12 protein-coding genes are annotated in these 13,320 nt (G+C 29.0%); 3 read left to right on the top strand and 9 right to left on the bottom strand.

Annotated elements, in window-relative coordinates:
* Position 1: 1 nt before the first annotated feature.
* The 3 genes from Q0997_RS07170 to Q0997_RS07160 all read left to right on the top strand — a co-directional run bounded on the left by Q0997_RS07170 (position 2) and on the right by Q0997_RS07160 (position 2,578).
* Positions 2-499, top strand: coding sequence for a hypothetical protein (locus Q0997_RS07170; RefSeq protein ID WP_299886679.1), 498 nt, complete (start codon positions 2-4; stop codon positions 497-499).
* Between the two features lie 103 nt (positions 500-602).
* A complete protein-coding gene (locus Q0997_RS07165) occupies positions 603-1,487 on the top strand; it encodes a sugar phosphate nucleotidyltransferase (protein WP_299886677.1) in 885 nt (294 codons plus the stop codon).
* Positions 1,481-2,578 (top strand): aminoglycoside phosphotransferase family protein, encoded by a 1,098-nt coding sequence (locus Q0997_RS07160; RefSeq protein WP_299886675.1) that lies wholly within the window; start codon positions 1,481-1,483, stop codon positions 2,576-2,578. The genes Q0997_RS07165 and Q0997_RS07160 overlap by 7 nt, the downstream gene beginning before the upstream one ends.
* Here Q0997_RS07160 and Q0997_RS07155 read toward each other — a convergent pair.
* The 9 genes from Q0997_RS07155 to Q0997_RS07115 form a co-directional block, all read right to left on the bottom strand.
* Positions 2,561-3,964 (bottom strand): Gfo/Idh/MocA family oxidoreductase, encoded by a 1,404-nt coding sequence (locus Q0997_RS07155; protein WP_299886673.1) that lies wholly within the window; start codon positions 3,962-3,964, stop codon positions 2,561-2,563. The two genes, Q0997_RS07160 and Q0997_RS07155, sit on opposite strands and share 18 nt — an antisense overlap.
* Positions 3,965-4,044: 80 nt before the next feature.
* Entirely contained in the window at positions 4,045-5,190 is a 1,146-nt protein-coding gene (gene bshA, locus Q0997_RS07150) for an N-acetyl-alpha-D-glucosaminyl L-malate synthase BshA (RefSeq protein ID WP_299886671.1), read from the bottom strand.
* 74 nt (positions 5,191-5,264) lie between these two features.
* Positions 5,265-8,225 carry a glycoside hydrolase family 3 N-terminal domain-containing protein gene (locus Q0997_RS07145; protein WP_299886669.1) on the bottom strand — a complete coding sequence of 987 codons (2,961 nt, stop codon included), beginning with the start codon at positions 8,223-8,225 and terminating at the stop codon, positions 5,265-5,267.
* A gap of 142 nt (positions 8,226-8,367) precedes the next feature.
* Positions 8,368-9,591: a phosphoserine phosphatase SerB gene (gene serB / locus Q0997_RS07140; RefSeq protein ID WP_299886667.1), complete on the bottom strand. Its 1,224-nt coding sequence runs from the start codon at positions 9,589-9,591 to the stop codon at positions 8,368-8,370.
* Positions 9,592-9,747: 156 nt separating this feature from the next.
* Positions 9,748-10,233: an ABC transporter ATPase gene (locus Q0997_RS07135; RefSeq protein WP_299886665.1), complete on the bottom strand. Its 486-nt coding sequence runs from the start codon at positions 10,231-10,233 to the stop codon at positions 9,748-9,750.
* A 39-nt stretch (positions 10,234-10,272) separates the two neighbouring features.
* Positions 10,273-11,772, bottom strand: coding sequence for a PH domain-containing protein (locus Q0997_RS07130; protein ID WP_299886663.1), 1,500 nt, complete (start codon positions 11,770-11,772; stop codon positions 10,273-10,275).
* On the bottom strand, positions 11,759-12,274 hold the full coding sequence (locus Q0997_RS07125) for a PH domain-containing protein (protein WP_299886661.1): 516 nt from the start codon (positions 12,272-12,274) through the stop codon (positions 11,759-11,761). The genes Q0997_RS07130 and Q0997_RS07125 overlap by 14 nt, the downstream gene beginning before the upstream one ends.
* Positions 12,275-12,320: 46 nt before the next feature.
* Positions 12,321-12,524: a hypothetical protein gene (locus Q0997_RS07120; protein WP_299886659.1), complete on the bottom strand. Its 204-nt coding sequence runs from the start codon at positions 12,522-12,524 to the stop codon at positions 12,321-12,323.
* A gap of 2 nt (positions 12,525-12,526) precedes the next feature.
* The gene (locus Q0997_RS07115) at positions 12,527-13,318 is read right to left on the bottom strand and encodes a (Fe-S)-binding protein (RefSeq protein ID WP_299886657.1); all 792 of its coding nucleotides are present in this window, start codon (positions 13,316-13,318) and stop codon (positions 12,527-12,529) included.
* Positions 13,319-13,320 lie beyond the last annotated feature (2 nt).

Below are 13,320 nucleotides of genomic sequence, written 5' to 3'. Positions count from 1 at the left end.
TATGAAAAAAACAGTTTTTTTATTAATCGCTACGTTTGGGTTTTTATTTACTATTTCTGCTCAAGAAATATCTAAGAATGCTATTGGTCTAAGATTAGGTGATGGTAACGGATTTGGAGCCGAAGTATCATATCAAAGAGCTATTAAAAATAATAACAGATTAGAATTTGATTTGGGCCTTCGCTCTGGAAGAAACTTTAATGGTGTAAAATTAGTAGGTTTATATCAATGGGTATGGAATATTGATGGTGGATTTAATTGGTATGCTGGCGCTGGTGCTGGTGCTGCTTCGTTTAGATATGATGATGGTTATTTTAGAGATGATTTTAGAAGAGATTATACAGAAACATTCATTTTAGCGACAGGAGATATAGGTGTAGAGTATAATTTTGAAATTCCATTATTGGTATCATTAGATGTAAGACCAGAAGTTTCTTTTGGTGACTCTACATACGATTTAGACTTTGATGTTGCATTAAGTGTTCGATATCAGTTTTAAAAAAAACGATAGAAATAAATTCCTAAAGCTTATTTTAAACAGAAAAATAAGGTTAAAACAGTTCATTAGAACTGTTTTTTTTGTTTATTTATTAATCAAAATTATGGATGAAGCAAAAGTAATAGCAATAATGGCTGCAGGTTTAGGAACTAGATTTGGAAGTTTAAAACAACTACACACTATAAATTCCAGCAATTATTCTATTATGGATTTTTCAATATATGATGCCATGAGTGTTGGGTTTAATACTATCGTCTTTATTGTTCGGCAAGAGACATTGTCTGTATTTAAAAAGCGTTATAAAAATCAATTACCAAAAAAGATAACGGTAAAGTTTGTAATACAGGACGATAAGGGACTATATCCTTTAAGAAACAAACCTTTTGGAACAGGAAGCGCTTTATTATCATTAAAAGAGATAGTAAAAGGTAATTTTGCGCTTATAAATGCAGATGATTTTTATGGCCAAAAAGCTTTCAAACTTATGTATAACAATTTGTATACTAATATTAATAATAGTAATTATTTTATTGGGTATCAACTAGAAAACACTTTATCCAAAAACGGCACTGTTTCAAGAGGGGAATGTTATATAGATAGTGATAGCTGGTTAAAAAAAATTATTGAAAGAACTCAAATCGCAAAAGAACATGGGGTAATATTTTACAATAAAGAAGAAAATAAAAAAACAAGGATTAATAAAAACACCATTGTTTCAATGAATTTCTGGGGGTTTACAACCGAAGTTTTTAAAGTAGCTGAATCTGAGTTTGAAAAATTTTTGAAAAAAGAAGAAAACATAATTAATAATGAGTTCTACATTACTTCTATTGTTGATTATAGCATTAATAAAAAATTAATGCAATATAAAATGCTTCCAACAAATTCTAAATGGTACGGAATTACTTATTTTGCTGATGCAGAAGACATAAGTAAAGAAATTAAGCGTTTAATTAATTTGAATGTTTATCCAGAAATATTATGGTAGAAAATATAATAGTAATAGCTAATCAATTCAATATTGAAGGTACTATTCTTGAAATAAACAATTTAAATTCAGGACATATAAATGACACTTATTTAGTTAATACAAATACTAATCAACATTACGTATTACAAAAATTAAATGGTTTTGTATTTAAAAATACTATTGATATAATAAACAATAAAGTATATAGTAGTCAATATATAGAAGCTCAAGTTGAAGCTTTAAATACACCTGTAAAATGTACTCGTTTTTACAAAACTAATACTGGATATTATTATTATAAAGATAAAAATGAACAGTATTGGAATATGCAAAATTATATAGCAAATTCTATTACTTATGATAAAGCTCCAAATGCTAAAGTTGTTTTTGAAGCTGGGAAATTATATGGTAGCTTTATGATGCTTACAAAGAATATAGTTAAGAATAAAATAAAAGAAACGCTTCCAAATTTTCACAATATTCCCATAAGAATTAACCAATTTGAAAAAGCTTTAAGTTTAGCGTCTAACGACAGGAAATTAAATGCAGACAATGCTATTAAATTTGTATTAGAACATAAAAAAGAAATGTGTAGGCTTGCAGAATTAAAATCTAAAAATACGTTTCCTATTAGAATTACTCATAATGATGCTAAATTAGCAAATGTCTTATTTGATAAAGATCAAAAAGGACTTGCAGTGATAGATTTAGATACTGTAATGCCAGGAATAGTTCATTTTGATTTTGGAGACTCTATTCGTTCTATTTGCACAAATAAAGAAGAAGATAGTAATGAATATGAATCTATAGAAATACAATTAGATTACTACGAAGCGTTTTGTAAAGGGTATGCATTTTATACCTCAAAATTATTTACAGATAAAGAAATAGAATATTTGCCTTTAGGTGTTAAAACCATAGTATTTATAATGGGATTACGTTTTTTAACAGATTATTTAAATAACGATATATACTATAAAACCAATTATGAAAACCATAATCTAGTTCGCGCAAATAATCAATTTTATTTATTAAAAAGTGTTATTAATAACTACGATAGTATTAAACAGATTACTAAAACAGCTTTTAAATTAAATAATATCTCTTAATAATTCGTTTTCTCGATGCTTTTGCCAGGTGCCTCCTGTAAAATCGGGAATATTAATGCTCTTACTATTATTAGCAACAGACAGTCCTGACAAAGGTGTTATTGCGCTCCAAAGCACACTATCGTATAAATTAATATCTAATGGTAATCCTTGATTTAGACAACGTATTAGCCTATAAATCATGACAAAATCCATTCCTCCGTGACCTACTGCATTTGCATCAATCTGTTCTTTTAACTTTTTCCAAAGCGGGTGATCATATTTGTCCCTATAAGTTTTATAATCATCTTTATTTAACCAACTATGACCCCATTGCAAATTTTCATGCCCTATATATAGGCGAGATGGATAGCCTTGATGCACTGCTTTGGTTCCTGTTATTGTATTTAAGCGTGAATATGGTCTACCAGTATGAGTGTCGAATTGCAACATAATAGTCTTTCCATTTTTAGTTTTTATAAGCGTAGTGTTCATATCACCACAAGTAAATTTATTTGTCCAAAAATTTTCCTTTCTAGCTGCATCACTTAAGCTTTGTTCTCTTGAACTCATACTTACCAAATGATCATAATTATCACCTCTGCCAATATCCATATAAAAACTCACAGGTCCTAAACCATGACCTGTATAAAGATTTTCATTTTTAGTTTGATGATGTTTTATTCGCCATTGATCTTCATAATAAGTTTCATCCATCATGTGTTTTCTTAAATCATGGATATACGCACCTTCAGCATGATTTAAATCTCCAAAAACACCTTGATTAATCATGTTTAACACCCATAATTCTTCTCCATTAAAACAGCAATTCTCCATATACATACAGTGTTTCTTTGTACGTTCTGCTACCTCAATAAGTTTCCAGCAATCTTTTAATGTCATAGCCATAGGTTGTTCACAAGCAACATGTTTCCCGTGTTCCATGCCATAAATAGACATTTCTGTATGGTATTCCCATGGAGTGGCAATAATTAATAAGTCTATATCATCTCGATTGGCTAATTTTTTCCATTCATCTTTATGTCCAAAATATAAGCTGGCATCATTTTTTTGAATAGTTTTTAAGTAGTCATTGTTTTTTTGAAGTTTTTTTTCACTTAAATCTGAAAGTCCTATAATTTCTGCATGATTGTTTTTTATTAAATATTCAAACATTTGAATGAGAACACTTCCGCGATTTCCCATACCTATCATACCAACTCTTACTTTACTTATAGGTTTACATTTTAAATTAACAGCAGTACCAGAGGCTTTTCTTGATGTTAGCAGTGAATCCAATTCATTTGCATCAACTTTATTTTCTGTATTACAACTAATTAAAGAAGGTGTGATACCTAAAAACAATCCAGCTCGGGCAGTTAATTTTAAAAAAGACTTTCTATTCATGATATTTTATTATTTAGAAAAGAAAGTTAAAAAATATTATATCAAAAATACTTTTTAAAAAAAATATTCAGTAGGCATGATTATAATTTTTCTGAAAACAAGCACGTTTTTAATGTTTCTTCATATAATGCTTCGTACTTAGGTACTATATTTTCAATAGCAAATTTGCTTGCTTGTATTTTAGCATTTAATTTAAATTCATTAAGTTTTCTTTCGTTTCTTAATATAGCTAAAGCATTATTGCTCATAGATTCTACATCACCAACATTACTTAAATAGCCAGAAAACCCTTCTAAATTAACTTCTGGTATACCTCCAGTATTACTTGATATAACAGGAACGTTAGAAGCCATAGCTTCTAATGCAGATAACCCAAAGCTTTCTGTCTCACTTGGTAGTAAGAACAAATCGCTAAAGCAAAGTATACGATCAATTTCATTACTATTCCCAAAAAACACTACTTTTTCTGAAATACCAAGCTCACGACATAATCGTTCTGCAGGTTCTCGCTCTGGTCCTTCTCCAACCATCATTAACTTTGCTGGTATTTCTTTTTGAACGTTATAGAATGTTTTAATTACATCTGGTATGCGTTTTACAGATCTCATGTTACTAATATGAGTAATGATTTTTTCATCTTGAGTGGCCATCATATCACGTTGACAATCGGTGAAGTCATGTTTAAACTTCTTTATGTCAATAAAATTAGTGATAACATTAATTTCTTTTTTTATGTCAAATAAACGTAGCGTATCTTCTTTTAAACTTTGAGAGACTGCAGTTACAGCATCTGATTTATTTATACTAAACGTTACTGCTGGTTTGTAAAAAGGATGGTTACCTACAAGTGTAATATCTGTACCATGTAGAGTTGTAACAATAGGAACGTAAATATCTTCTTCTCTTAACATTTTTTGTGCCATATAAGCAGCATAGGCATGCGGTATAGCATAGTGTACATGTAACAATTCTATTTTATGCAGTTTAACCATATCTACCAATTTACTAGATAAAGCTAATTCGTATGGTTGATAGTGAAATAAGGGATACTCAGGTACGTTTACTTCATGGTAGTGTACATTATTACCTAATAATTCTAATCTAACAGGTTGGTTATAAGTTATAAAGTGAATATTGTGTCCGCGCTTAGATAACTCTAATCCTAACTCTGTTGCCACTACTCCACTACCTCCAAATGTTGGGTAGCATACTATGCCTATTCTCATTCTTTTGGTTTTAAGTGTTTAAAGTCGAATTAGCAAATAGCTACTTACTCAAATAACACTTTATTTTTGATTGATTACCTTATAATTGCTTCGTAAATTGCTTCTTGAATATTAGTTCTAATATTTTCACGTAATAACATGTTTTTTCCTTTAGATGTAGGATATGTTCTATTAGCTAGAAAAACATAAACTAATTCTTCATCTGGATCTGCCCAAGTATAGGTGCCTGTAAATCCTGAGTGTCCAAAACTTTTCATAGACAAACAACCACAGGTTGGTCCAGATTCTCCTAATTGAGGTTTATCGAAACCAATACCTCTTCGTACTTTTTTATGGCAATAATAACAAGTATTAAATTTATCTACTGTTTCGGGTTTTAAATATTGTACGCCTCCATAATATCCCTTTTGTAAATACATTTGCATAATTTTAGCAATATCATTGGCATTACTAAAAACACCAGCATGTCCTCCAACACCATCTTGCATTGCTGCTCCCATATCATGAACGTAACCATGTATTTTTTGGTAACGGAAATAATCATCTTCCTCTGTAGGAACAATGTTTCTATTACTAATTGTTTTATATGGATTGTAAATAGTATGATTTGCACCCAATGATTTATAAAAGTGGTCTTGCACCAATTCATTTAATGGTTTGCCATAATGGTCTTCTATATACTGTTTTAAAATATAATAAGGTAAATCACTGTAACGATATCTCAATCGTGAAAGCAAGTCTGTTTCTTCAATAAGTTTTGGTATAGAATCTTTATAGTCTTTGCGCATCCATAAGTTATTAGCTACTTTAATGCTAAACTTATCTGTTTTCGATTTACGATAGTATTTTGATGAAGGTTGTTTTGTTACAGAATCTAAAGTTGCATAATAAAAAGGAATCCAAGGTTTTAATTGTGCGTAATGTGATAGCATTTTTTTAATAGTTACATTCTTTTTATTAGATTTTTTATATTCTGGAATTAACTCAGATAATTTAGAATCTAATGATACTATACCTTGCTCCTCTAATTCCATTAATAAAGGAAGTGTAGCTACAATTTTTGTTAAAGAAGCTACATCATATATATCTTCTTCTTTTACTTTTTCTTTACCATTATAAGTATGTTTTCCAAAGTTTTTATTATAAACTACTTTTCCTTTTCTTGCAACTATTAGCTGTATTCCAGGTGTCATACCTGCATTTACTGCATGGTTTGCTATAGAGTCTATTTTTTCTAATCTATAGGAGCTTAACCCAACACGTTCTGGGAAACTATAACCTAAACGATCTAAAGTATGTGTTTGTTTTCCAACACCCAAATTAAAAAATGGGCCAGCAGAAACAGGTAATTTTCCTTTAGCTCCTAATGCACCAAAAATAATCTCTGCAGATGTTTCTTGAGCTATTTTACTATTTTGATAGCTTACCACTACACTTTCAATATTAGTCATAGATTTAATATCTAATAAAGTATATGGTTTAGCAAAAACGTCTAAAATCACAGTGTTTGTTCTAGCTATTTCATATAACCATGTCAATTCTTTGTCTTTAAATTTGTAGCTTTTCCAAGGACTTGCATTCGACTTGTGAAAGCCAACAATAACTGTATTGTAATTTTGTAGTTTTTTAATTAAATCATCTAAAGTATTCGCTTTAATTTCATGTACTTCTGCATACTTTTTTAATGTGTTATAAAATGGTTTACCATCATCGTCTCCTAATTTTACGTAAGCTATTTTTTTTGTTTCTAAATGACGTAATGGTAATAAATTTGTAGAATCATGAGCAATAGTTATAGCTTCTTCCATAAGCTCTTCATACAAAGTATCATCTCGCATACGATTTAAATCATTAACTAAGTTATAAGTGCTAATTGGCTTGTATTTTGATAGACCTACTTTATATTTAGCTTGCAAAACCTTTTTTACAGAATGCGCTAATCGTTCTTCAGTAATTAATTTCTTATAATATGCTTTTTCAAGTTTTGAGATACCTTCTGCTACATTTTCTGACATTAGCATAACATCGTTTCCAGCCATAAAAGCTGCTAAATCAATATTACCTACAGTGTTTTTACTACTATTTGTACTACCATCAAGCTCTTCAAATTTGAAATTTGCTGCACCTTTCATTGTTAATGCATCAGTAAATATTAGTCCTTTAAAACCTAAACGTTCTTTTAGAATGGTTGTAACAATATTTTTAGAAAGCGAAGAAGGATAATCTTGACGAGGTTCTAAACTTGGAATATTTAAGTGAGCTACCATAACACTTGATAGACCTTCTTTTATTAGTTTCTTATATGGGTATAATTCTATAGAATCAATTCTTTTTTCATTAAATGAAACAGTTGGTAAAGTCAAGTGTGAGTCGTCTTCTGTGTCTCCATGACCAGGAAAATGTTTTGCATTTGCCAAAACGCCTGCACTTTGCATACCTCTCATAAAAGCTGAAGCTTTATTGGTAACATTATCTCTATCTTCACCAAAAGAGCGATTACCAATAATAGGATTATTTGGATTTGTATTTATATCAACAACTGGCGCAAAATTGAAATGAACACCTAAGCGCTTACAATGTTCACCTAATTGCCTCCCTGTTTGCTCAATGAGTTGTTCATTTTTAATAGCTCCAAGAGTCATATTCCAAGGAAAAGAATATGTAGAGTCTAAGCGCATACTTAATCCCCATTCTGCATCCATACCTATTAACAAAGGTATTTTAGAGGCTGATTGTAATTCGTTATTAAGTTTTGCTTGTCTAACTGGCCCACCTTTAGAGTATATGATACCACCAATATGATGCTCTTTAATCAAGCGCGTTACTTTTTCTTTTTCTTTTGCTGTTTGATTAGAAAAGACTTGCACCATGTATAGCTGTGCAATTTTATCTTTTAAAGTCAAAGAATTATATATACTATCTACCCATTTTTTTTGTGATACAACGTTTTTTGCTAATAGAGGATTTGTAGTTTCCTGAGCATGCAATGAAGTTGAAACTAATATAAAAGTAAGTAAAAAAAGTAATTTACGCATAGATTTTAAGGTATTATAGTCGCCGTAATTATATAACAACTAAAAACTATGCCAAGTTATTATTTTTCCAATTCTTATTAAAGGTTTTAGGATAGATTTATAAAGAAATAATTAACCTTTTTAATAACAATTTAAAGGAATACTATTCTAACAAATCTATATGTTTGTCATGATAGCCTAATAAATACAACACGCCATCTAATCCAATACTAGAAATAGAGCTTTGAGCATTATCTTTAACTTTTGGTTTTGCATGAAAAGCTATACCTAAACCCGCAAGATTTAGCATTGCTAAATCATTAGCTCCATCTCCAACAGCTATGGTTTGACTAATATGTAAACCTTCTTTTTGTGCAATTTCTTTAAGATATTCAGCTTTTTTATTACCATCTACAATCTCCCCAAGATAACCTCCTGTTAAAGCACCATTTTTAATTTCAAGTTGGTTAGCATACACATAGTCTATACCTAGTTCTTTTTGTAAATAATTACCAAAGTATGTAAAGCCTCCAGATAGAATTGCAGTTTTAAATCCATATTTTTTTAAAGTAGTAATTAGTCTTCTTGCTCCTTTTGTAATAGGTAGGTTTACTGCAACACCATGGAGAACTTCTTCACTTAATCCTTTTAAAAGTTTCATTCTCCTTATAAAACTTTCATTAAAATCAATTTCACCCTGCATTGCCATCTCTGTAATTGCTTTTACCTCTTTACCTACAACAGCTAATTCTGCTAATTCATCTATAACCTCTGTTTGAATTAAGGTAGAATCCATATCAAAACAGACTAATCTTCTATTTCTTCTGTAAATATTATCTTCTTGAAAAGCAATATCAACATCTAAATCTCTAGAAATTTGCATGAATTTTTCTGTAAATTCTACTTTGCTTTTTATTTTACCTCTAATAGATAATTGAATTGAAGCTTTTGGGTCTTCTTCCTCCTTAATAAGCGATGTGCGCCCTGTTAGCCTCTTTATAGAATCTATATTTAAATCTTTTTCAGAAATTACTTTAGTAACTTCTGAAATTTGCTTTGCTGTTAGTTTTTCTCCTAAAATGGTAACAATATATCTGTCTTTCCCTTGAAGCGTAACCCAATTTTCATAATCATCAAGTGTAATAGGCGTAAACTTTGCGTTAATACCTAACTCATAAGATTTGAAAAGTAAATCTTTTAATACCGAAGCAGATTTTTTACCAGATTTTATTTCAAACAATATACCTAAAGATAAAGTGTCATGAATATTAGCTTGACCTATATCTAACACTTTAGCTTCATATTCTGATAATACATTTGTAAGTGCAGATGTTAAACCAGGTTTATCCTGTCCTGAAATATTGAGTAAGAAAATGTCTGTAGCCACTTGTATAAATTTACGTTACAATAAATGATTTGTAAAAGTGGCTTTTTTTATTGAAATATAGAAATTATTATTAGTTCAATATGTGTAATAATTACAGTTATAATTTAATAAATCTGTAAATTATTTAAAATCTAAAACAATATAAGTCTAGAGTTTCTAATTAAGGAATCTATTATGCCAACTATCGCTAGCTGGGACTTCCCAATTTTCATTAAACTCTGCAATATTTGTAACTAAATTATTAAAGACAATTGTATTTTTTGAAACGGCTTTTTGTTTAGCCATAGTTCTAAAATCTGACAGTGTTTTGTAGGCTACGTATTCTCCTTGCTTATAAGAAACATTCATCTTATCCATTAAATCTACATTATATTCCTTCTCTAATTGTTGAATAAAATGAACAGAAGCATCAATACTACAACCAGTTGCTGCTTGTGAGTTTTGATTAACTGCTAATATGATAAATCGTTTGTATCTAATCTCGTAACCTGACTGTAAATCACTTCCATGAGCAGTCCAATTTGTAATAAAAGTATTCAATTTTTCCTTTATCTCTTCTAATTCAGTTTCTGAAAATGAACGATTGGCTTGATATATCCATATTCTTGATTCTTCAGGAAGTGTTTTAAAATCTACTAACATTATCTATCTATATATAAAATAAGTTACAAAAATACGGTTTTACATCCAATCTTTACGTCCAGACTCTATTTGAAATAATAAGAAATTTATAATTGTATTCGCTTTATCCTCTTTTATATATAAGATAGTAGTTTCTTTAGAGGCTGTAAACACTTTAACGGTTGTTATTTTTCTGATTTTTTGAAATATACTTTGTTTGGTAGCTACTGCCTGAATTTTATGTATTTCTAATAATTGTGTAATTGTTGATACAGAACCACTTCCAACTAATAAAATTTCGTCATTTATACTATAATATGCTTTTTTATACCTCCAATGAATTAAAATTGATATTACGGGTAATAGTATTATATTAATTAATAAAAAATAATTTTCTAAAACAAAATAGCTAATAGTGTTAAAGAAAATAATAGATAAGAAAGATTTATATATAAGAATTCTAATATAATATTTTTCTGGTTTCTCTTTTTTAGAAATTACCTTGAATTTCTTGATTAGTTTTTTTGTTAAATATGTTACTTGTTCCTTTCCTAAACCAACAATAGAAAAATGTTTTAATAACCTTTTATCTACCATTGCTTGTTTTATTACTAATGTATTTAATCCGAAATAACGTTTCAACCTATTATTTGAAATTACAATATTTTGAATCCTTGATGGGGATAAATGTATTGCCACTTTATTTAATAACCCTTTTTGTATTTCTATTGTTTTTTTATGTTCTATAACCTGTAAATTGTAATTAAGTAAGAATGTGTTAATTAATGAAAAAATTACAGAAAACAGTAATGTAAATATAAAAATGCCGAAAAATAGTAGAATTAAAAAACCAATGGAATCTTGATTTTCAATCATAAAATCATCTATCTTATCTCCTATTTTTAGTTCCCCTAATAAATCATTGTATGATGAATATAAACCGCCAAAAAAACCAGCAATTAAGAGGAAACTTCTACCATGATTTTGACTAAAACCTTCTAATAAAAGTTTTTTTACTGACGCTTTGTAATAGATATTGTTTTCATCAATTGCGCTTTTATTAATGTTTTTTTCTGTCTGATTTATATGAGATAATAATTCTTCTTTTAAAGCTAATGCTTTTGCTCTACTTAATGCAGTAATGTTTACTTCTGCGTTTGCGTCTCCAGCAGTTTCTATATCTAACTGTACAACGTTAATAATTTGTTGAAGAATATTCTGTTTTATATAAATATTTTGAATTTTGGATTTTGATACTGTAATTTTTTCTTTATTAAGAATACCTTTTGATAGCATAAAATCTTCTCCAACTATATGAAATTTAAAATTTAAATACTGTAGAATAGAGCGCAAAACGATTAATACTATAATAGTAAATACTATTAATAACATCTTTGTTAACGATAAACCAAAAACCTCTCCTTTTTTTATAATAGCATATGAAAACGTTAGTATAAGTATAAATAGTTTTTTTATAAACTTATAAGCATTAACCCCAAATAAGACAGCTATACCTCTTGTAGATTGTCTAGATGGTTCTATAAAATTAAAGTCGCTCATTAATTTTATTATTTAGAAACTCGTTGATTCTATTTGCTTCATCTATTGGTAGTCCTTTTATAGATAAATCTCCACCAGCTTCACCTGCGGTATATACATATAAGGACGCTAATTTTAGTTTTTTTGCGACAAATGATTGTTTTGTTTCTAAATGCTGAATTCTTATAAAAGGCACTGTGGTTCTTTGATGTACTAATAAGCCCTTAGTGTGAATAACATCTTGCGTTCTTAATGCATAAGCTCGTTTATTAAATCCTAAATAAGTAATAACGCATTGAAACAAAAAGGAAATTAACAAAAAGAAAAGGGCATGCCAAAAATAATCTTTGGCCCAGTCTTTTTTTACTAAAACATTAATTATTACTATGATTCCTATAAAGGATGAGTAAAGTAGCAAAATATTTAAATACAAAATATTTAAATATTTTTTAGAAATGGGATTTAAAGATATATCTTCTAATTTAGGAATTGAATTGATATCTATTTGATTATTAGTAAACATACTTTGTTTTTAAGTTTACTGCTCCAGTATATAATTTACTAAAGTTCTATTCTGGTTTATCTTTTTTAATATAAAAACCTGAAATTATACCTTGAAATATGCCGAAAAAAATGAAATGAAAAAGAAACTTATTAATGTTGAAAGTTTCATCATCATAATAAGAATCTAATAACCACATTGTTATTGCAAAAAACAATCCAGAAACTACACCAAATATAATTCTTACTTTTAATTTTTTACCTATCCCCATAATTATAATCCCTGAGCACTTGCAATTAATTCTGCTATATCCATTACAGCAACTTCATTCTCTTTTTCTTTTCCTTTTACACCATCAGTCATCATAGTATTGCAGTATGGACAAGCTGTAGCAATGATATCTGGTTTAGTTTCTAAAGCATCTTGTGTTCGCAAAATGTTAATATCTAAATCTCCTTGTTCTGGTTCTTTAAACATTTGAGCTCCACCAGCTCCACAACATAGAGCCGTAGATCTACTACGTTTCATTTCTACTAAATTCGCATTTAAATTAGATAACACATTTCTTGGTGAATCGTATACTTTATTGGCTCTCCCTAAGTAACATGGGTCATGAAAAGTAATACGCTTTCCATTAAAATTAGTGTTTCCGGTTTTAAGTTTTCCAGAATCAATTAATTGATTAATAAATTGTGTGTGATGAATTACCTCATAATTACCACCTAAACCTGGATATTCATTTTTTAAACAATTAAAAGAATGTGGATCACAAGTTACAATACGTTTTATATTATATGCATTTAATATTTCGATATTAGTTACAGCTTGCATTTGGAAAAGAAACTCATTACCTGCTCTTTTAGCTACATCTCCTGTAGAGCTTTCTTCACTTCCTAAAACTGCAAAGTTTACTTGAGCTTTATTTAGAATTTTAACAAAAGCTTTTGTTATTTTTTTTGCTCTATCATCATAACTACCTGCAGATCCTACCCAAAATAAAATATCTGGTTCTTTTCCTTCTGCCATAAATTCTGCCATTGTAGGCACTATAAGTTGTTCACTCATTT

Source organism: uncultured Lacinutrix sp. (assembly GCF_947500325.1).
Classification (GTDB): domain Bacteria; phylum Bacteroidota; class Bacteroidia; order Flavobacteriales; family Flavobacteriaceae; genus Lacinutrix.
Note: the sequence above shows the minus strand (reverse complement) of the source record. Positions and strands in the feature narration are given on the sequence as shown.